Annotated in this window: 17 protein-coding genes and 1 pseudogene; 6 read left to right on the plus strand and 12 right to left on the minus strand. The window is 45.7% G+C overall.

The genetic code is table 11. The features are described from left to right. Nucleotides 1–216: 216 nt before the first annotated feature. Together BK120_RS16085 and abnB are read left to right on the plus strand one after the other, a co-directional pair. A complete protein-coding gene (locus BK120_RS16085; RefSeq protein ID WP_076268506.1) occupies nucleotides 217–918 on the plus strand; it encodes a peptidylprolyl isomerase in 702 nt (233 codons plus the stop codon). 108 nt (nucleotides 919–1,026) lie between these two features. Then, nucleotides 1,027–2,547 carry an arabinan endo-1,5-alpha-L-arabinosidase AbnB gene (abnB, locus tag BK120_RS16090; protein WP_256710914.1) on the plus strand — a complete coding sequence of 507 codons (1,521 nt, stop codon included), beginning with the start codon at nucleotides 1,027–1,029 and terminating at the stop codon, nucleotides 2,545–2,547. 175 nt (nucleotides 2,548–2,722) lie between these two features. Here abnB and BK120_RS16095 read toward each other — a convergent pair whose 3' ends face one another. After that, nucleotides 2,723–4,954 carry an asparaginase domain-containing protein gene (locus BK120_RS16095; protein ID WP_076268507.1) on the minus strand — a complete coding sequence of 744 codons (2,232 nt, stop codon included), beginning with the start codon at nucleotides 4,952–4,954 and terminating at the stop codon, nucleotides 2,723–2,725. 20 nt (nucleotides 4,955–4,974) lie between these two features. After that, the gene (locus tag BK120_RS16100) at nucleotides 4,975–6,324 is read right to left on the minus strand and encodes an asparaginase (protein ID WP_076268508.1); all 1,350 of its coding nucleotides are present in this window, start codon (nucleotides 6,322–6,324) and stop codon (nucleotides 4,975–4,977) included. A 452-nt stretch (nucleotides 6,325–6,776) separates the two neighbouring features. On the opposite strand from BK120_RS16100, the gene BK120_RS34925 reads away from it, so the two are divergent. The 4 genes and pseudogenes from BK120_RS34925 (at nucleotide 6,777) to BK120_RS16115 (ending at nucleotide 7,708) form a co-directional block, all read left to right on the plus strand. Further along, a complete protein-coding gene (locus tag BK120_RS34925; RefSeq protein WP_144376777.1) occupies nucleotides 6,777–6,944 on the plus strand; it encodes a fibronectin type III domain-containing protein in 168 nt (55 codons plus the stop codon). 33 nt (nucleotides 6,945–6,977) lie between these two features. Further along, nucleotides 6,978–7,133: a hypothetical protein gene (locus tag BK120_RS34610; protein ID WP_179089812.1), complete on the plus strand. Its 156-nt coding sequence runs from the start codon at nucleotides 6,978–6,980 to the stop codon at nucleotides 7,131–7,133. 108 nt (nucleotides 7,134–7,241) lie between these two features. Beyond that, nucleotides 7,242–7,313: pseudogene (locus BK120_RS36425) on the plus strand (hypothetical protein); the annotation flags it as partial. Between the two features lie 197 nt (nucleotides 7,314–7,510). After that, nucleotides 7,511–7,708, plus strand: coding sequence for a sporulation protein Cse60 (locus BK120_RS16115; protein ID WP_076268509.1), 198 nt, complete (start codon nucleotides 7,511–7,513; stop codon nucleotides 7,706–7,708). A 421-nt stretch (nucleotides 7,709–8,129) separates the two neighbouring features. Here BK120_RS16115 and BK120_RS16120 read toward each other — a convergent pair whose 3' ends face one another. The 10 genes from BK120_RS16120 to BK120_RS16170 form a co-directional block, all read right to left on the minus strand. Beyond that, nucleotides 8,130–9,485, minus strand: a complete 1,356-nt coding sequence (locus tag BK120_RS16120; protein ID WP_076268510.1) for an LLM class flavin-dependent oxidoreductase — start codon at nucleotides 9,483–9,485, stop codon at nucleotides 8,130–8,132. A 35-nt stretch (nucleotides 9,486–9,520) separates the two neighbouring features. After that, nucleotides 9,521–10,342 carry an ABC transporter permease gene (locus tag BK120_RS16125; protein ID WP_076268511.1) on the minus strand — a complete coding sequence of 274 codons (822 nt, stop codon included), beginning with the start codon at nucleotides 10,340–10,342 and terminating at the stop codon, nucleotides 9,521–9,523. Then, nucleotides 10,342–11,142, minus strand: coding sequence for an ABC transporter permease (locus tag BK120_RS16130; RefSeq protein ID WP_076268640.1), 801 nt, complete (start codon nucleotides 11,140–11,142; stop codon nucleotides 10,342–10,344). The genes BK120_RS16125 and BK120_RS16130 overlap by 1 nt, the downstream gene beginning before the upstream one ends. Nucleotides 11,143–11,221: 79 nt before the next feature. Beyond that, nucleotides 11,222–12,247: an aliphatic sulfonate ABC transporter substrate-binding protein gene (locus BK120_RS16135; protein ID WP_372238998.1), complete on the minus strand. Its 1,026-nt coding sequence runs from the start codon at nucleotides 12,245–12,247 to the stop codon at nucleotides 11,222–11,224. Nucleotides 12,248–12,294: 47 nt separating this feature from the next. Then, a complete protein-coding gene (locus tag BK120_RS16140) occupies nucleotides 12,295–13,071 on the minus strand; it encodes an ABC transporter ATP-binding protein (protein WP_076268513.1) in 777 nt (258 codons plus the stop codon). A 231-nt stretch (nucleotides 13,072–13,302) separates the two neighbouring features. Further along, entirely contained in the window at nucleotides 13,303–13,902 is a 600-nt protein-coding gene (locus BK120_RS16145) for a TetR/AcrR family transcriptional regulator (protein ID WP_076268514.1), read from the minus strand. Between the two features lie 144 nt (nucleotides 13,903–14,046). Then, nucleotides 14,047–14,868, minus strand: a complete 822-nt coding sequence (locus BK120_RS16150; RefSeq protein ID WP_076268515.1) for a class I SAM-dependent methyltransferase — start codon at nucleotides 14,866–14,868, stop codon at nucleotides 14,047–14,049. Between the two features lie 41 nt (nucleotides 14,869–14,909). Next, entirely contained in the window at nucleotides 14,910–16,373 is a 1,464-nt protein-coding gene (locus BK120_RS16155) for a stalk domain-containing protein (protein WP_076268516.1), read from the minus strand. 20 nt (nucleotides 16,374–16,393) lie between these two features. After that, entirely contained in the window at nucleotides 16,394–18,865 is a 2,472-nt protein-coding gene (locus BK120_RS34615) for a FecR family protein (RefSeq protein WP_083682059.1), read from the minus strand. After that, nucleotides 18,862–20,625, minus strand: a complete 1,764-nt coding sequence (locus BK120_RS16170) for a CHASE2 domain-containing protein (RefSeq protein WP_076268517.1) — start codon at nucleotides 20,623–20,625, stop codon at nucleotides 18,862–18,864. Before BK120_RS16170 ends, BK120_RS34615 begins: the two co-directional genes overlap by 4 nt. Between the last annotated feature and the right edge of the window lie 13 nt (nucleotides 20,626–20,638).

Below are 20,638 nucleotides of genomic sequence, written 5' to 3' on the forward strand. Positions count from 1 at the left end.
CAATCCCTTCGACTGAATTAATGTGATTATAGCGAATCAGCGCTTGTCGCGCAAGACCTTAACTTATTAGAGACATTCAACACAATGATAAAGCGATGAATTCGCATTTAAATCACGCAATATGATATTATACAAGTTGGATATAAAAGGTGAATGCTGCGCAAACCAGATCGTCTCAAGGTCATTTGCATTCGCAAATTTAAGGAGGATATTGAAATGCTGTTTAAGAACAAACGTCTTGGGATCATGCTTCTTCTTGCACTAACTCTGCTCATTGTAGCATCAGGCTGCGGCGCAAACGGGAGTAATGAGAAAACAGGATCAGGCAGTGGCAACACAAGCACAACTCCCCCTACTGAAGCACCTGCTGAGGAAGGGCCTGAGCTTCTTGGCTCGGACAAGCATCCTGTTGTAACGATTGAACTTAGCAATGACAAAATCATTAAGCTTGAGCTTTACCCAGAGGTTGCACCTAATACCGTAAACAACTTTATTTCTCTTATTAATAAAGGCTTCTATGATGGCGTTATTTTCCACCGCGTGATTCCAGGGTTTATGATTCAAGGCGGAGATCCAGAAGGCACAGGTACTGGCGGTCCAGGATACAGCATTCCAGGCGAATTTCTCAGCAACGGTTTCGAAAACAAGCTGAAGCACACTCGCGGCGTCCTCTCCATGGCTCGCACCAACGATCCAGACACCGGCGGATCACAATTTTTCATCATGGTAGCTGATGCACCTTCACTCGATAATGGATATGCAGCTTTCGGCAAAGTAACCGAAGGCATGGAAGCGGTCGATGAAATCGTCAATCAAAAGGTTGGCCCGGGCGATAAGCCGGAAACGCCGATTTCGATGAAAAAAGTAACTGTAGACACGCTCGGCATGACGTTCGAAGAACCAGTTAAGACGAAATAAGAGAAGGGCTGAGCCCTTCTCTTTTTTTACCGCCTAATATATAATATATTCATTAATCAATTAATGTTTTTAGAAATTATCCAATGTTAACCTAGGAGGATTTTCTACTTGAGAAAACAAACCATCATTTTGTTAACGGTATGCATGATGACATTTATGAGCGCTTGCAGTGGAAATAACGGCGGAAATGCAGCTCCACCAGCAGAGAGCAATCAGCCATCCGCAGCTAATGATACTTCAAACCAACCAAAAACGGAAGCGGTTACAGTGGAGGAGCCTTTATTCACTAACGCGTCCGTTCATGATCCGTCTATCATCAAAGTTCGTGATACCTTCTATATTTTCGGCTCGCATCTCGCTGCGGCGAAGTCGAAGGATCTCATGGCCTGGGAGCAGCTGAACTCCAGTGTCTATGAAGGGAATCCCATCATACCGGATGTACTGACAGAAATGAGCGAGGAGCTAGCTTGGGCCGAGACTGATACGTTCTGGGCAGGCGATGTCATCCAATTGCCGGACGGCAAATTTTATATGTATTACAGCATGTGCAAAGGCGACTCGCCTCGGTCGGTGCTTGGTTATGCGGTTGCCGATCAGGTTGAAGGGCCTTATAAAAATAAGGGCACAATTCTCAAATCGGGCATGTGGAATGATTCGAGCGAGGATGGAACGTTGTATGACGCGGCAGTACATCCAAACGTAGTCGATCCAAATTTGTTTTATGATAAAGACGGTATTCTATGGATGGTTTATGGCTCATACTCCGGCGGTATTTTTATTATGAAAATGAATCCAAAAACAGGTCTGCCCTATCCCGATCAAGGCTACGGCAAACGACTGCTCGGCAACAACCACAGCCGCATCGAGGCGCCTTATATGATGTACAACAAAGAAACGGACTATTACTATTTATACCTTTCCTATGGCGGACTAGACTCCACAGGCGGATACAACATTCGTGTGGCACGCTCAAAAAATCCCGACGGCCCGTTCCTTGATTCAGAAGGCAAGGAAATGATCGACGCATTTGGCGCCTTCGGCACGCTGTTTGATGATGCTTCTATTGCGCCTTATGGCGTGAAGCTCATGGGAAATTTCCAAATGGACAATGTCGACGGAGAAATTGCTAATATCGGGACGGGTTATACTTCACCTGGCCATAACTCCACTTATATCGATCCTGACACGGGTAAAATGTTTATTATTTTCCATACTCGTTTTCCATCTCGCGGAGAAAGTCACGAGGTAAGAGTCCACCAAATGCTCATGAACACGGAAGGCTGGCCTGTCATCGCACCTCATCGTTATGCAGGCGAAACCGCAGAGAAAGTTAAGACCGAACAAATCATCGGAGAATACAAATACGTGAACCATGGCAAAGACATTACGGCTGATGTGAAACCAGCAACACTGCTTTCTCTCAACAAAGACGGCACGATCTCAGGAAGCGTAAGCGGCTCATGGAAAACCACCGACGCTGTTACTATCGATCTTACAATTGATGGTTCGCTGTATCACGGCGTTTTACTCCGGCAGTGGAATGAAGGCACACTCAGCTATGTGATGACATTCAGCGCACTATCCAACGAAGGAGCTGCCGTTTGGGGCAGCCACGTCTCCAAAGAGTAGCTTTTATATTACTTGGCCTAGTCACTAACCTGATTCTTTGGCCTGATCCCCGTTAATCATCATCTCCGTCGGGTGGTGGGAAGAGGCGCATGGTGTATTAGGATATGGCGTAAAAAAAGCGGTTCTTAAAGGTTCTAATCAACCTTTAAAAACCGCTCTTTTTCCGTTTAAGCCATTATTTATTTTTAAGCATATTCATAATAACCGTAATCGCGTCTGCCCGCGTTGCTGTAGCTTTTGGCGCAAAGATATTGCCCGTTCTGCCCTGAATGATGCCTTTATCGCTAACTGCTTTAACCGCACCCTTCGCCCATGCCGGGATATCCTTGTTATCAGCAAAGCTGGTTGTCGCGTTCGGATCTAACGCTAATCCAGCACCGCTTGCAATCATTGACACCATTTCCATCCGCAAAATATTTGCGCCCGGACGGAAGGTTCCATCTGGATAACCGCTAATAATGTCCGCTTTGACCGCTTGTGCAACAGCTTCCTTTGCCCAAGCCGCAATTTTGTCATTATCAGCAAAAGCAAGCACCGAGCCTGTACCATCCGCTTTCAACGCGCCCATCAGCATAACGGAAAATTCCGCACGTGTTACCGTTTTATTCGGTTTAAACGTACCGTCTTCATATCCCTTCACAATTCCGGATGCGACCGCCTCTTTAATAGCAGCCTCTGCCCAGTGACTTGATATATCTGTAAAAGAAGGTACTTCTTCAGCTTTCTTGTCTACAGCGAATACAGCAAACTTAGTAAAATGATCAGATTGTACAGTAACAAAGTTATCCTTTACCGTACCGCCCATCTCTACCCATTGCTTCTTCACTTCATCGTAATAGAATACGGACGCCGTCTGACCACTCTTGATCAAAGCGGTATCAAACTTAAAGGTCAGCGTGACTGGAACGAAGAAATCAGCTGGTATCGACTTGAGTATTTCAAAAATTGACGACACTCGCTTGCTCGATGGCTCAACAATGCCGCCCGTTTCAGTCAGTTTCTCAATAGAAAGCAGCATTTGCTCCTTCGTCGCGCCTGCTGGAATAGATACAGTAACGCTATCATCCAAGCCAAGCGTACCTGCGCTGCCTGCACCAATCGAAACCTGTCCTTTATTTGGTACATTGCCACCCGAACCACCTGTACCGCCTTCTACTGGAGGAGTTGGAGTAGGAGTTGGAGTCGGTGTAGGCGTTACAGGCGTTTCAGGTACATCAACCTTAATATCTTGTGTCCCTACCGTTTCAAACCAGTTCTTCACTGTAGCAAAATCATTCGAGAATGCCAGCGAAAGCATAAGCATGATGCGTGCATGCTGCGGGTTTAAATTATCCCCGGCAATAATGCCGTTTCCGCCTCCAGTGATCGTTCCAGAACCTGTTCTAGTCGTCGATACGAATGTAACGCCGTGATCCTTAATTGCTGCGGACCGCGCCGCGCTCATCTTCGACGAAATACCAGCCGCCCCAGTGCCGGCTGTTACAATCCCTTTGGCTCCGTCAGCTACTAAAGCACGAATGGCACCTCCGCCAGCTTCTTGGTAGCTATAAACAATTTCAACGATAGGCAAATTGTCCTTCGAAATATTTTTCAAAGCAAACGGCGTTTTCCAATCCGCTTGTCCAGCTTTGAGCGCCCTAGCATTCAGACGATACATACGTACCGCTGCATCATCAACGTAGCCAAGCACGCCGAACATCGGTGTCTCAAACGTATCCGTCCGGTGCGAATTGCTCTTTGTTACTTCGCGTGCAGCATGAATGACATCGTTTAGCATAACGACCGTACCGAACCACTTTGTTTTGCCGCTCCCCGCTACCTTAATCGCTTGATACAGGTTGGCTGGAGCATCCGTTCCAATGACATCCCAAGGCCGCATTGAACCCGTGACAACTACCGGCTTCTCACTTTGAACAGTTAGATCGAGAAAATAAGCAATTTCCTCCATCGTGTCCGTACCTGTCGTAACAACTGCACTATCATAAATTTCAAGCGCAGCATCCACCGCAAGGGAGAGATCATACAGGTCCTTCATACTGTAGCCGCTCGAGCCCTTGTTGCCGAATTGATAAGTAGAGACATCCGCTATTTTATTTTTCCCAGGCAGCTGGGCTACCATATCTGCCATTTTATACGTTCCTGCAGCATAGCTTTGGAAATTAGTAGGGTCATTATTACTCGCTTTGCCAGCAATCGTCCCGCCAGTCGCCACTACAATGACATTTGGCAATGGAGAAGCTTTATGCTCCTCGGATAATGCCGGGATATCAAAGGTAGGCAGCTGAGGTGCTGCAGTCTCGGCACGAACCGAGCTGGCATAGCCAGTCAGTATCGTACTGAGGAGAGCCATAATGAGGAGGGGAATGAAAACTTTCTTTGCTGTAGTTGATTCGCTTCTTATGGTCATAACCGTACTCCTCCCACTAATTATGGCGTCACTGGTGCTGTTTCAGGCGTTGTTTCTGTAACAGCTGGAACTTCTGCTTCCGGTGTAGGAACAACAACGACAGGTTCCGTCACAACAGGCTCTTCGATTGGTTCTTCAATTGTCGTGCTTAGTACCGTATTTTCATCAACTGAAATTTCTACATCCTGTGTGCCAAAAGTCGTGAACCAGTTTCTAATCTTGTTTACATCGTTTGTAAATGCTAGGGACAATAACAACATCATACGAGCATGCGCCGCATTCAAGTTGTCTCCGCCAATAACACTTCCGCTGCCGCTATCATAGATAGAGCCTGAGCCTGTTCTTGTTGTCGATACAAATACGACACCTTTATCCTTAATGGCCGCGGAACGTGCAGCACTTAGCTTCGACGAAATACCGCCAGCGCCTGTTCCTGCGGTTACAATTCCCTTCGCGCCGTCTTCCACCAAACCGCGAATAGCGCCGCCGCCCGCTTCTTGATAGCTGTATACGATTTCTACTATCGGAAGACTATCTTTAGAGATGGTTTTCAAATCGAATGGTGAAGCCCATGCCGGTGTACCTGCTTTTGCTGCTCTAGCAGGAGCACGATAAATACGAACAGCCGGGTCATCCACATAACCTAATGCACCAAACATCGGAGCATCAAAAGTATCGGTACGGTGTGAATTTGACTTCGTAACTTCACGCGCCGCATAAATGACATCATTCAACATGACCACTGTGCCAAACCATTTTGTTTTACCGCTCCCAGCTAGTTTAATAGCTTGATAGAGATTGGCAGGCGCATCCGTTCCAATAACATCCCATGGACGCATAGAGCCTGTAACAACAACCGGTTTTTCACTGCGAACGGTTAGATCGAGGAAATACGCGATTTCTTCCATCGTATCCGTACCGGTCGTTACAACTGCACTATCATAAATCTTAAGAGCTTCGTCTACCGCAAGCGATAGATCATAAAGATCTCTAATACTATAGCCGCTCGAACCCTTGTTGCCGAATTGATAGGTAGAGACATCAGCTATTTTATTTTTCCCAGGCAGCTGAGCAACCATATCTGCCATTTTATAAGTACCAGCCGCATAGCTCTGGAAGTTAGTAGGATCATTATTGCTTGCCTTACCCGCAATCGTTCCTCCTGTTGCAACAACAATAACATTAGGAAGACTTGAAGCTTGATGTTCAGCGGATAGGGCCGGAATATCAAATGTCGGCAGCTGCGGCGCTTCCTCCGCGCGTACAAAATCCGTTTTTGTCAATACCCCTACCATCGCTGCAAGCAATGAAAGTACAAGCAGTGGAATTAAAATCTTTTTCGCTATCTCGCTCTTTACAACTTGTGTCATGTTTAACTCCTCCTATGCGATATAATTCTCTCTTTCTTCTACATCAGTCTATTTCATGTTATATAAGTTAACAAATCATTAAAGTAGACAAAAAAGCGTAACCATCGAGGTTAAACTCTATTTTTCATTCATTTGTACTCATATCCTTACTAAATTGAAGAAAACATATGTTAGTTTTATTTACATGAATTAACGAGATTACTAGATTAATGCTAAGTATAATAAAGGATTCTATAAATAAGTTTCAGTGTAAGAATTAGTAAGATAGACACTGTTTTTTATTCTCTATTTATTCGATAGACAATGTATATACATAAAAAATAATTATATCCCTCTTTAAATGAATGTTATCCTTATTTATTTCAATTCTTTTTACGAAATTATAATTATATTTATAAAAAAAGGGAGTGATACAACCTTACACAAAAAAACGCAATAGGCGAACAAAACAAATGAAGAGGTGGCTGCCGGGTTTAGGAAGCGGCATTAAGGAATATGAAATTTTCCGCGGTGCAGAGTGGCGCGGCACAACGACACATACCTCTTTCACAGATAGCGGATTAACACCTGACACATCGTATACATATACCATTCGCGCGATCGACTTCGAAGGCAACTAATCTCCTATTTCCGCACCAATTACGGTTAGAACGTTGAAGGAAAATGTGGAGCAGCCCGGTCAAGGCGGGGGCAATGGCGGAAATAATGAAGGCAGTACATTGCCTGCTTGGAGCCCCTCAACCGTTTATGTACAAGGAAACAAAGCAAGCTTTGCCGGGTTAGATTACGAGGCGCTGTATTGGACGTAAAATAATCACCCCGACACTTCTAGCGCTTGGAAGCTCCTTAGCCTTGTTGTACCCGAATGGAACAGCACAAAAGCCTATCTAGGAGGGACATATGTCACTTATAATGGCGACACCTATGTTGCCAAATGGTGGACGATGGGGGAAAGACCTGATCAAGGCGGCGTCTGGAAAAAAAGCTAAACAGCCCATGCAGCCGAATAGGGGCAGCTTCGTTATTTTAGCGAAGCTGCCCCTATTTTCTTTGTCTAAAATGGATCATTAAATCTCCCTGTTGACACTTATAGTACGCAATGCTATGGTGGACGTCAGAAGGCATTCTGCTATCGACGCGGGGTGCCTATCTGTATATTTATTTGGCAAGGGAGGACACAACGAATATGATTCAAGTAAAAGAATTTATTGATACGGATTCTGTTTTTGCTGAAAAAAGAGCAAATGAGTTTTTGGCAGAACTGAGCGACGATCAAGTCATTAATATTTGCTACGGCTCCATGATCAAAACAGCCACTTCAGGCAACACTTATCAGCGCAGCACCATACTTGTCGTTTATAAGCAAAGCAAAGAGAAGGAATAAAGAAAGCGGGTGATCCCATCATTAAGCCTCGTCAAGATAATCTAGAACATCATGAGACGCAGGGGAATGAGGACAAGGACATTCGAAACACAAAAAGAGATAAGTGGGAAATATTTTTCCGTATCCTTTCCTCCACGGCAGCATTTGGTTTGGTAGCTATCGCTATCGGCTATGTCACCTATTCATTTTTCATAAAATAGAGGCTGCTGTCTTGGAACCGTTATCACTTATTTTTAAGGTGGAGGTTTGCCATGAAATATTTTACTTATAACCGATGGTGTTTATTAAAGAGCGGAATATTCACAAAACCTTAGTCCCCCCTTCTCTGCAACAACGGCAAAGAAGCAAGCAGCCGTCGCCTAATCATGGCGCCAGCTGCTTGCTTCTTTGCGTTTTTTTCACTATTGCCGCTCAGCTCTTGTTACGCTTGCTCTTGTACCACAGGACGTTTTTTGCGGAAATGCCCTTCGCTTGGACGTTCAAGTCCAAGATGGTCACGAAGGGTGTCTCCCGTGTAATCTTCACGAAACAGTCCGCGCTGCTGCAAAATCGGCACGACATAATGAACAAAATCGTCGAGCCCTCCAGGAAGAACCGGAGCCATGATATTGAAGCCATCGCAGCCATAGTCCTCAAACCACAGCTCGATAAGGTCAGCCAGCTGTTCGGGCGTACCAACAAACTGCAAATGTCCCCTCGCTCCAAGCATTCTGCTGCCAAGCTCTCGCATCGACAGCTTATCTTTGCGCGCCATATCCATAATAAGCTGAACACGGCTCTTCATGCCGTTGGATGCTTCAACAGGATCAGGAATATCCGGCAGCTGATCATCAAGCGAATAGCTGCTTAGATCTACGCCGAGAAATCCTGATAAGAAGCCGACAATATGGGCGGCAGGAATGAGCCCCTGCAGCTCTTGATAACGCTGCTTCGCTTCCTCTTCTGTCGCACCAAGAATCGGGGAGAGGCCTGGCATGATTTTTAGACTACCGCGTTCCCTTCCATAATCTCCAAGCTTGCTGTTCACACTCTCATAAAAGACTTTTGCCGCTTCCAGCGATTGCTGCGCCGTAAAAATAACTTCGCCAATGCTGGCCGCAAAGTCTTGACCTGGACCTGATGAGCCTGCCTGAATTAGCACCGGATAACCTTGCGGAGATCTCGGCACATTCAGCGGTCCTTTCGTGGAGTACCATTCCCCGCTGTAATCAACTGGCCTTACTTTAGACTCATCGGCAAACTGACCCGACACCCGGTCAAGCACAAGCGCGCCATCCTCCCAGCTATCCCACAAGCGGGTTGTGGCATCCACAAATTCACGAGCCATCTTGTAGCGCAGGCCGTGCTCGGGATGTTTGGGCTGCCCGTAATTATGAGCTTCCAGATCAAGCTGCGAGGTTACAATATTCCAGCCTGCCCGCCCGCCGCTAATATGATCAAGCGAAGAAAACTTTCGTGCGACATTAAAGGGGGTGTTGTATGTGGTTGAGACGGTTGCAGTCAGCCCAATCTTCTCCGTAACAGCCGATAATGCGGACAATAGCGTAAGAGGCTCCAGCATGCCCGCTACCGCTTGCCCCACATTAGTGGCATACAGCAAATCTGCGAAGAAGAGCATATCGAACTTGCCGCGCTCCGCGGTTTGCGCAAGCTTCTGATAAAATTTCACATCAAACATTCCTTCAACACCCGACTCCGGATGACGCCAGCCTGCATGATGATGGCCTGTATAATAAATAAATGCTCCGAGATGGAGCTGCTCCTGCCGTTTCCCCATAATCCGTTAACCGCCTCTCCAAACGATTCATTTTGTCATCCTTTATACGTATCTCGCCAGCGAAGCCATTTGGTTTCCAGCAGCCGAATGGCCGTATCCGACAACTTTCCAAATACAGCGAACAAAATAATGCCCACAAAAACAATTTCCGTTTGCGAGTATGCTCTTGCATCCTGAATCATATAACCGATACCTGCACTCGTCCCCATCATTTCTGCAACAACAAGCAGCAGCCATGAAGCGCCAAGCGATAGCCTTACGCCCAATAAAATATTCGGCAAGGCCGCTGGTATAATAAGTTTTGTTACCTGCTGAAGCTTCGTATATTGGAAAATACGCGAAACCTCATACAGCTTCACATCCGTATTTCGAATACCAAGAAAGGTGTTCACATAAACCGGGAAAAAAGCGCCAAGTCCAATAAGCAGCACCTTTGAAAACTCTCCGATTCCGAACCACAAAATAAACAATGGAATCACGGAAAGCAGTGGCACCGTTCTCAGCATTTGCAGCGAAGGATCAAGCGTCCTCTCCATCACTTTGCCAAGACCCGCCGATAAACCGAGCAGCAGCCCGAGCGCTCCGCCAAGAAGAAACCCAAAACCAGCGCGGTACATGCTAATGCCGAGATGCTTCCCCATCTCTCCCGATTCACACAATGACACAAAGCTCTTCACAATGTTTGACGGGGCCGGCAGCAGTGTTTCAGACAACAAACCAAGCCCGCTGACCGTCTGCCAGACAATCACAATGAAAGCCGGAACAATCCAGCCATGAAACGGCTTCGGAACAACGCCTAACCAGTCCCGACCAGCTGCCTTTGCGCCCATTTCGCGCGAAGCGGTTCGTTCGCTCATCACTTGCTGCCTCCTTTGTAGCTGTCCTGCCAATTTAGCAGCCTCTTCTCAAGCAGCTTCACAAGCGAATCCGTCAGTTTACCGACTGCGGCAAAAATAATAATGCCTACAAATACAACCGAAGTAATCATGAGATAACGCGCATCATTAATCAGAAAACCGATTCCTGAGCTCGAACCCATCATTTCCGCTACAACAAGCCCAAGCCATGCCACACCGATAGAAAGTCGCACGCCGAGAAAGATATTAGGAAGCGATGCCGGAAGAACAAGCTTCGCAATCATTTGCCAGCGGCTAAACTGCAGCACACGAGCAACGTCAAACAGTTTGCCGTCTACGGAACGAATACCAAGAAAGGTATTGACGTACAGCGGGAAAAAAGCACCTTTTGCAATCAATAACACTTTAGATGTCTCATCAAAGCCAAACCACAAAATAAACAACGGAGCTACTGCCAAATGGGGCAAAGTACGAAGCATTTGCAAGGAAGGATCAATGAGCCTTTCCGTCTTATAGGAGAATCCTACCCATAATCCCGCAGCTAAACCTAATCCTCCGCCCAGCAAAAATCCAAGCAGCGCACGTCGAGCTGAAATACCGAGATGATAAAACAGCTCACCAGATAAAGTTAAATGAATGAATTCCTCCACAATTAAGCCTGGTGTTGGCAGCAGCGTTGGATTAAGCTTCCCCATCATTCCAGCAATTTGCCAGATGGCCAATAAGCCGACTGGAAGCAGCAAACTGAGCAGCAGATTAACCGTATGAATAGAGAGACGGCTCCTTGGCCGCCTCTTCATTACTTTGATGGGCTTATGCAATGCGCTTTCTGAGCCAGCTCCAACCATAAGAAACGCCCCATTCCTCTTGTTCAGTGTATTATTTCAACGCTTCTTCAATAAATTTGTTATCAAATACGGTGGACACGTCGATTTTCTTGCGAATGACTTTAATGTCGAACTGGAAGTCCGCCGTCTTTTGCTGCTCTGCAATAATTTCGTCCGATACAGGGATATTAATTGTCTTGGAGCGATTGAAGATTGCTTCAATTAATGCCGCAGGCACTTTACGCTCAGCCGCATAACGCTCGGTGGATTCGGCACGATTATCATTTTCCCAAGCAAGCGCTTTGTTCCATACTTTCAGATACAGGGTAACGAGCTCAGGATAATCATCAGCAAATTGTTTTCTAACAATGTTGAAGGAAGGAGAAAGCACACCCAACTGTTCGCCGTCCGCAAGCACCTTCGCTTTATCCTGCAGTGTGTTCAGCGTAATATTCGGCTCCCATGTCGCCCATGCATCAACCTTCCCCGTCTCAAAAGCAGGCTGCGCTTCATCCGGCTGCAGTTGAATAATTTCCAAATCTGATGCTTTAAGCCCCGCACCTTCAAGGCCGCGGTAAAGGAAGTTAAATGCGTTGCTCCCCTTGGCAACAGCTACCTTCTTGCCTTTTAAGTCAGCAACCGTTTGAAACGGGCTATCTTTAGGCACGATGATCGCGACATTGTTTTTGCCTTCGAGCGCCTGAGAAATGACAGTAAATTTAATGTCCGCAGCTTGTGCTGCAATGATCGGCATATTGCCAAGTCCAGCAAAATCAAGACGGTTAGAAGCAATTGCCTCTGTCATTGGAGGGCCGCTCTGAAATTCCGCATACTCCACTTTCACGCCAAGCTTGCCAAATTCATCTTCAAACCATTTCTCCTCAATCGCTTTGCCCATTAAGCCGCCGCTGCCCTGATACCCGATCTTTACAGTAACTCCGTCATAGCTTTTTGCTGCTTTGTTTCCCGCGTTGCCTGTTTCTTTCTTGTCTGAATTTCCGTTGCCAGAAGCCGCGCAGCCGCTAATAAATACCGCTAATACAATAATTGCTGCCGTAAGAAGGCGTAATCTGTTCATCTTCATTCTCTCCCCGACGATCTATATTTTTGGTGAAAAATAATTCATTAAATATCCGCGCCTTGATCGATTTCCGGCCCCTCAACCTTCTCAAACTCACCCAGCACCTTGTGCCGCATCTCTTGAAAAGCATGGCCTGCTCGTTTCCGAGGATACAGCAAATCAATCGGCAATATTTTTCGAATATGACCCGGACGCGGATTCATAATGACGACTCGCTCGCCCAGAAATACCGCCTCATCCAAATCATGTGTCACAAACAACATCGTCGTTTTGTTTTTCTGCCAAATATCAAGCAGCACCTCTTGCATATGCGAGCGAGTAAAAGCATCCAATGCGCCAAACGGCTCATCCAGCAGCAATATATCAGGACTGCGAAGCAGCGCTCTTGCAATAGCTACACGCTGCGCCATGCCTCCAGATAACTCGCGAGGATAAGAGTGTTCGAAGCCCTTCAGCCTTACAAGCTCAATGAGCTCATCTACTCGTTTACGAACCTCCGGCTTGCGAAGCGATAAATTTGCGGCTATATTTTTCTCCACCGTCAACCAAGGGAACAATCTCGGTTCTTGAAAAATAAATCCTTTTTCAATACTCGGTCCTTCAATCGGTTTTCCATTCAGCAAAACCGTGCCTTCATAGCCGGTATCGAGCCCTGCTACGATTTTGAGCAATGTGCTTTTGCCGCAGCCGCTCGGTCCAATAATCGTAATAAATTCCCCTTGTTTCACCTGAAGCCCAATGCGATCAAGCGCAATAACATCTCCCGAGGGTGTAGCAAATGTCTTATTAAGTTCATGTACTACGAGCATCTCTGCCGCCATAAGCTGCTCCTCCTATTCAATATTGCATTATTAATACCCGATTACTTGGTATTATGGTAAAATAAAAAGACTTAACGCGTATAATAACTAACGTTAAATCTCCAGTGGTCTGGTCGATTCGCCCATATGTCAAACCAATCTACAATTTGAATATTCATTCGGTTTGTTATGTTGCTTATTTTGCGGCATCATATCGACTTTGTCAACATTTTTTTCGCATGCCTAAAAAAGCTATTTTTTGATCTCAAATAATCGAATAATAGCCTCAACATTCATCTCTACCTTCACCTCATAATCGGGCGGACGCTGGAGTGTCAGGCCTTGTATAAGGCTTACAAAATAAAAAGCAAGCTGCAAGGGATCTTCATCAATGATAATTCCCCTACGTATGCCGTCACTCATAATATCAGCGACAGGGCCTAGGTTTACTGTGAAACGGTCCGTGATCGCCTTCTTAATGTCTGGCGGAGTAGACCCCGATAACCTTGCCGTATGCATGAGAATCGTGAACGCCCAGTTCGTCTCCAATGAGAGCCAAGAGGTAAGCATTACTCTAAGCTTAGCGATCGGTTCCATATCCATGGCCGCTAAATCGGTTACATACTTCCCATAATTGGTCTGCCCCGAGCGCAGCACCTCGCTGAATATCTCTTCTTTCGAAGCGTAGTAGTGATAGACATTACCTACACTAACCTTTGCTTCTTTCGCTATATCTTGAATGCTCGTTAATTGAAAACCATTAATCGCCATAACCTTCAGCGCACAGTCGAGAATATGCTGCATCTTTTTTTCACGCATCATTTTATCTTTTTCTACATTTCTAGGTGACAAGCTAAGTCCTCCTTACAATAAATCACACTTAACCTGCATTATACATGCAAATACGTTTTGCGGTCATTTTAGCAATAAAAAAAGAAGACAACCTTGTCCTCACGACAAGACTGCCTTCTGCACCATTTAAGCGTTAAAGCTGCTCTATTTTACACCTATCCGCATGCGGTAGCTGAACATGACATCAAGTGTTCTTCCCGCGAAATAACGCTCGACACTGCTGCGATAGCTCTGCAATTGCTCTTCCAGCGCCATCGAGCCAAGCTTGAAGACGGCCTGAATGCCGCCTTGGCTAATAGCCAGACCAATATAACGCTCTGCGTCGCAGCGCTCCATGTTATGGAACACGATTTCTTTGGAGAAACGGAAGAGACCGCTGTTATGAATTTGTGTTAAATGCTGTTCCTTATCTCGTTTGCTCGCTTGATCCTTCTCTGGGATATGAGCAGCAATAATCTCCTCAGAACGATCCATAAGCTGCTTATATTCTAATTCGACAGCCCAGTGCAGCGTTGGAGGCCAATCGCAGTCATAGGCGGCAAACACACCTTCCGGCTTCAGAACGCGGGCAAATTCAGAGAGCGTGCTGACGGGCTCCATCCAATGAAAAGACTGCGAGCAGGTTACAATATCAACACTGTCCGCATCTAAATTAAGCTGATCAGAATACCCTTTGATGAAGGAAATTGATTGATCCTCAGGGAGCTTGGACAAATGAGCCAGCGCTTTGCTTCTCATATCGTCATTTGGCTCAAAACCTACAATTCGCTCCGCATTCCCCAGCCATATAAAGGAGGACAACCCCGTTCCGCATCCAACATCCGCCACAACGCTCGGCACTCTTCCCAAATAGCTTGTCAAAATATTAACAACTGCGGCAGGAGCTTTCGGACGATGCTGGTCGTAATCGTTTTGAAAGCCTGAGAAACGGTCTACATTATTTTGCGAGCGGTTTTCCAAAGTCATTGTACAGCCTCCATTCCAGCGATAGGGAATTTTGCTACTTATTACTCACTACTCATAATAATAGCATTGTATTCACTATCAAAAGCAAACAAAAATGAAGCGGCATCAGCTAAATATTGTGCATCTACGTATAAAGTGCCTTTTTCAACAATAACCGTATGCTTCGCGTTTACTTTTAGTGAAAGTTTCCAGTTGTTTTTGGTCAGCTGCACTTCCTTGGCCGCAGCATTCCACTTGATATTCGCTCCCCATGCACCAAAGACAGCTCTCACAGGAAGATATGTTTTTTCTCCGCTCTTAAAAGGCTTTTGCAAAGCAGTGAATTTCACTTGCTTGTTATCCAGCCATACTTGAATATCTTTGCTCGCCGGCAGCAGCTCCGTACCTGCAATCAGTTCTTCTTTCGTACGAATAGGATTGAGAGCCTTAGGGTTCACCGGCAGCACTTTAACGCTATTGTTTAACGTGTCGGCTATGTACAGTTTTCCGCTCAAATACAGCAAGGAAGACGGTTGATTGAACTGCGCTTGCTCAACTTCTCCAACTTTATCGCCAGGCGCGCCTTGACCTGCAATTGAAATCACTTTCCCATCCGCTTGCAGAGCACGTATTCGGTTATTCAAGCTGTCTGCAACAAACAAAACCCCATCGGCAAATGCCAGCCCGCGCGGCCGATTAAACCGTGCTTCAGCGCTTATGCCATTCCCATAGCCGCCTGCCATATAACCGGTAAGCGCATCGACAGCTGTCGGTTTTCCAGCTACCGTCTTGACCTTGCCATCAAAAATATAACGAATAAGATGATTGCCGCTGTCAGCTACATATAAACCGCCCTTATCATCGAATACAAGCCCCATCGGTTCATTGAATAAAGCTTGCGCTGCGCTTCCGTCCTTGTACCCGCCTGTTTCGCCAGCAATTCCAGCAAAGGTAGATGTTACGCCTTCGGGAGTAATGACACGAATGACATGGTTTAGGGAGTCTGCTACATAAACATTGTCTTTGCTGTCTATTGCTAGTCCCGTTGGGGAGTTAAACTGCGCATCGCCAAATTTGCCGTCTTTATTTCCTGGCTTGCCATTGCCCGCAGCCGTGTATACTCGATCGTTTACAATTTTGCGCACAACGTGATTGTCGGTGTCACTTACATAAATGACACCCTTGCTGTTCACTACAGTAGAAGACGGTTGATTGAACGTTGAACTGGCAATCGTCCCATCGAAATAGCCCGCTTCCGTCTTTGTCGTAACAGGAGTAAGCTTCCCATTTTGCCATTTGCTAATCTGATTGCTGCCCGAGCCTACAACAATGATGCTCCCATCAGGGGCAGAAGCCAGCCCCCATGGTTGGCTTGCTTTCTCGATGACATTGGCAACTTTAGCGACGTTCTCCGTCTCTCTTATTTCTACTGGCTGCTCATTAGCTGCGAATGCTGTTGCATGAAACGAAACTAGCATCGTTGCAAGCGCCGTGCTTGCTGCTAGCCATTTAATATTGCTTTTCATAGAATTGCTCCTTTCGATATTTAATCTATAGTTATTGGCCTTATAATATGGAAGGGTATAATTATCTCGTCAATTTGTTCCTCTTTTTTCATAATGGGTATTGTAATATTTCCCTCGCCTCTTGCTAGTTCCATACTGAAATAGGATCCTTTAAGTATGAGTTTTGTATATTCACCATCATTCTCGAGCTCATATGCATCGCTCTCTAGCGGCATACTTTCAAACCAAAAGCAAGATGGCTCTTCCACGCAAAAATTTCCATCAATCATTATCTCTCCCAGTTCATAACCATGTGTGTAGATGAAAAGCTCCTTATCCTTCACTATATCGGGCCTGTTCTCAAAATCTACGTATCTAGGAAAGGCCGTTACTTTGCTATCTAAAGAGAAATGCTGCTCGTTTTCTTGAAAATCACCATTAACTAGGTTTTTCCAAGCATTCGGTATTACATACACATCAATATTTGAGTTGTATGCAATGGGATCTTTAAGCTTTACAATGAGCTGCGTTTGATTATCTTGGTCAACAGCAACACTTTCAATATCCGTTATGTTGAGGAGGGGCAGCTCCGCATTTCTACATGTTCTGCCCTCTGGAAGCTCTACCGCGTCGCATTTATAAATTATCAAACCATCTTTTGGAAAATAATTCCCAAAAGCAAGGCTCGTAGTAAATGGAAGCACTAACGTATACTCATCCTCCATAAATGCCGCTTTGGTTAAAGCCTCCGGAGGATTAGCTACCCGTACCGTAATATCAAGCTCTAGAAAGTTTTCAACCACACCATTACTTCCATTTTCTAAAGAAATACTCAAACGATATGCTCCAGGCCGTAAATTGCCTTCGGCAAAATAATTCCCTTTTAACATAACATCCGCCGTATCAGGACCAGTTACGCTAAACAGTAAAGCACCGCTAAGGTTATATTCAAAAAACGGATAACACTCCTCCGTTTCTTCAATTGGGCAAACTCTAGTTATTCTAACGTAAGGGGAGTTCCCCTCAGAAGGCCATTCAGGCATTCCATAACCAAAAGTTTTAAAGGATAAATTTTTGTTGTAATTGGTTTTCCCTAAAATAAATTCAATTGGCGGGTATTCACTGTTATTTATAAATTGAAACCCTTGTTCCATTTCTCCCCTTGCTGTAACTTGTTCATTCGTCTGCACATCATTGGTTTCCGAATTTTTTAATTTATTTTCATAGACCGTTATACGAATGATTGATCCGTACTGCACAGCTTCTTTTAATTTAACCACCAGCTGATTAGGTTCAGAAGGATGTATATCAACCGTCTCAACGATATCTAGACTTTCAAATTCACCAGCGTCATCCTGTCGCACCTCAAATTTGACGATATTTGCACTAGAGTCATTAAGAGCAATTGCCGTCGTAAATGGCAAAATAAACGTTTTGTCATTTTTCATAAACGATTCTAAATGATTATAAAACATCGTTAAATCTAACATTGGCGGCACAGGTACTGGCGTTGGTGTTGGTGTTGGCGTCGGTGACGCTGTTGGCGTTGGCGTCGGTGATGCCGTTGGTGTTGGCGTCGGTGACGCTGTTGGCGTTGGCGTCGGTGACGCCGTTGGTGTTGGCGTCGGTGACGCCGTTGGTGTTGGCGTTGGTGTTGGTGACGCCGTTGGCGTTGGTGTTGGCGTCACGACCGGGTTGCCGCCTCCACCGCTGCTGCCGCCTGTTCCCGCATTGTCCTCATATACAATAGTAGAGTTGGATTGTGAAGCTCCACTACCGCCTGCAGCTGTCGCCGCTTCTTCTTGTTTTTTCTTTTCAATTAGTGCTTTAACTTGCTCAATTAATGTCTTATCCGCTTTAGCATCCTTTTGAAGCAGCAGAAGATAATGCTCCAGGCCGACCAACGGAAGATCGAGATAATTCAGCTTTTCCTTTACTCCTGCCCCATCTTTATTCAGTGGCAGCTGTTCATTTGGATTAACAGTCGTCTCGTCCGTTAGCCCTGGTCCATGCTTCGTTTTTACTGCGCCTTCAAATACACCCAAGTAGCTCTCGTTATTCTCATACGTAACGGTAAACTGCGTCCCCATAACGCCCATAATGGCAGTTGGCGTCTCGATCTCAAATCTAGAATCGCCATCAAGCTTCTTCTTAATCGTGACAAGAACCTTTCCCTTTAGCAGGCTCAGGCTCGTTTTGCCGCCCAGTGCCTTTGCGCTTTTGACCAGTTCACTCACAACAAGCGTGGTATCCGTGCCAATCGTGACTTCTTTATCGCTGTCCAGATCCATCGTTACTTTCCCATCACTGCCGGTTAGTATCGTATCGCCTTTCGTAATAGCCATTCCTTTAAAAGCATTAAATTTCTTGGACCCGCCGCTCTTTTTCACTTCCGCTTTGCCTGAAATGGCCGTTATTTTCCCCGCCTTTTCCGTATCCTTCGCAAATACAGATGTCGGCATAATAATAGCCATGACTAGCAAAGTCACAAAAACTAGCTTTAACGTCTTCATTTTAGTCCCTCCAATTCATAGATTGAGATGCCCTGTTCTTTTCCTTTTACCTTGATCTCGCCAAGAGCGTTCGCAATAACCCGATCTTTAACCACCTGATAGACCGCATCGCTCATAATGATTTGTCCGGGCTTTGCATTGCTCTCCAGCCTAGCTGTCGTATTAACCGTGTCTCCAATAGCGGTATAGTCCATCCTGCTCTTCGAACCTATGTTGCCGAAGACGGCTGGCCCCGTATGAATGCCAAGACCAAACTTCACACCAAATCCAAATCGTTCCATTAACTTGCGCTCCAATGCGGCTGAGCCCTCTTTCATTGCCCACGCCGCTTCCACCGCTCGCATTGGATGGTCTTCAAGAAGCAGCGGCGCATTGAAAATTGCCATGGCTGCATCGCCGATAAACTTATCCAGCGTACCTTCGAATTTAAAGATGCAGTTGGCGGCAAGATCCAAGTATTCATTTAATATTTCAACGATTTCCTCCGGCTCCGCCTTCTCTGAGAGAGGCGTAAAGCCGCGAATATCAACAAAAAGCACAGTTAACTCACGGCGCGTTCCGCCCAGCTTTAAGCCCTCTTCACCATTTTTCAAAATCTGGTTAACGACCTCGGGGGCCACGTATCTGCCGAATATATCCGTCACCCTGCGTCGCTCCAGCAATTCCTCTACGTAATGGAACCCAACGACGATGATGCAACTAATAATTAGCAGCGGCACCACATAGCCGATTGATATAATGATTCCCTGACCGTACAAGTAGCTGCTTCCTACTACAAACGCAACGAGAATAACCGCAACCGCCAAAAATGAGATAAGCATATTCCACTTCCGGAATAAGAAGTAGGCAAGCGAAGCCGCAAGGAGCAAAATCAACGCATTCCATTTCCAATTAAGCTCATGCTTAAGATCATTTTCGAGCAGAGCCTGTATAATATTCGCGTGTATTTCCACCCCGTACATCATTTTTTTCACCTGCAATGGCGTCAGGTACTCATCCTTAAAGCCCGTGGCATACGGTCCAATAAGCACAATGCGATCCTGAAAATAATCCGCAGGCACATCCCCGTTCAGAACAGCAGCGTAAGGAATCGCTTCATATTGCCCTGGCCGCTCCGTATAGGGAATATGAAACTGTCCAAATGCATCAAGCGGAAGCATATCCGCACTTACGCTTTTGCCGAGGCGCTCCATGTACATTTTATAAATTGTCCAAGAAAAGCTTTCTACCTGCTCGTCTTCATACATAAAACGATATAAAGAGTTGCGTACAACGTGATCGCGGTCCGGTATCGTGTTGATATGTCCAACCGCCGCTGCTGCTTCCTTAAGTGCCGGAAACGGCTCAGATATTTCAAGCGCGTCAATTGCGCCCTGCTTGGCTGAAGCTTCAAATGTTCCATATACGGGAAAAACGACATTGCCCGCATTTTTCACTGCGCTGATTAGCGCTTCATCCGATGATGGATCATCTGCCGACGGTGCAGGGAAAGTGACGTCAAACGCAATAACTGCCGGTTTTCCTTCGGAGAGCATATCAACCAATTGAGCATGAACATTTCGATTCCAAGGCCAGCTCCCAAATTCACTCACACTTTCATCATCAATAGCGATAATGGCAATTTGAGTTTCGACAGGGCTTTCCTTTTGCATAAAACGATCTTGGAAAAAATAGTCCATTCGATCAAATGTTCCTCTATACATGAAGAAAATAGCCAGTACAGCAAGCAGGGCCATAATATGTATAAGCTTTATTTTCATACTATCCTCCTTT

The organism is Paenibacillus sp. FSL A5-0031 (assembly GCF_001956295.1).
Classification (GTDB): Bacteria; Bacillota; Bacilli; order Paenibacillales; family Paenibacillaceae; genus Pristimantibacillus.

Excerpts from the sequence above, each read along its gene's own strand:
- BK120_RS16085 (WP_076268506.1), top strand. The coding sequence starts at position 217 with ATGCTGTTTAAGAACAAACGTCTTGGGATCATGCTTCTTCTTGCACTA.
- BK120_RS16095 (WP_076268507.1), bottom strand. The coding sequence starts at position 4,954 with ATGACCATAAGAAGCGAATCAACTACAGCAAAGAAAGTTTTCATTCCC.
- BK120_RS16100 (WP_076268508.1), bottom strand. The coding sequence starts at position 6,324 with ATGACACAAGTTGTAAAGAGCGAGATAGCGAAAAAGATTTTAATTCCA.
- BK120_RS34925 (WP_144376777.1), top strand. The coding sequence starts at position 6,777 with ATGAAGAGGTGGCTGCCGGGTTTAGGAAGCGGCATTAAGGAATATGAA.
- BK120_RS16115 (WP_076268509.1), top strand. The coding sequence starts at position 7,511 with ATGATTCAAGTAAAAGAATTTATTGATACGGATTCTGTTTTTGCTGAA.
- BK120_RS16120 (WP_076268510.1), bottom strand. The coding sequence starts at position 9,485 with ATGGGGAAACGGCAGGAGCAGCTCCATCTCGGAGCATTTATTTATTAT.
- BK120_RS16125 (WP_076268511.1), bottom strand. The coding sequence starts at position 10,342 with ATGAGCGAACGAACCGCTTCGCGCGAAATGGGCGCAAAGGCAGCTGGT.
- BK120_RS16130 (WP_076268640.1), bottom strand. The coding sequence starts at position 11,142 with ATGAAGAGGCGGCCAAGGAGCCGTCTCTCTATTCATACGGTTAATCTG.
- BK120_RS16135 (WP_372238998.1), bottom strand. The coding sequence starts at position 12,247 with ATGAACAGATTACGCCTTCTTACGGCAGCAATTATTGTATTAGCGGTA.
- BK120_RS16140 (WP_076268513.1), bottom strand. The coding sequence starts at position 13,071 with ATGGCGGCAGAGATGCTCGTAGTACATGAACTTAATAAGACATTTGCT.
- BK120_RS16150 (WP_076268515.1), bottom strand. The coding sequence starts at position 14,868 with ATGACTTTGGAAAACCGCTCGCAAAATAATGTAGACCGTTTCTCAGGC.
- BK120_RS16155 (WP_076268516.1), bottom strand. The coding sequence starts at position 16,373 with ATGAAAAGCAATATTAAATGGCTAGCAGCAAGCACGGCGCTTGCAACG.
- BK120_RS34615 (WP_083682059.1), bottom strand. The coding sequence starts at position 18,865 with ATGAAGACGTTAAAGCTAGTTTTTGTGACTTTGCTAGTCATGGCTATT.
- BK120_RS16170 (WP_076268517.1), bottom strand. The coding sequence starts at position 20,625 with ATGAAAATAAAGCTTATACATATTATGGCCCTGCTTGCTGTACTGGCT.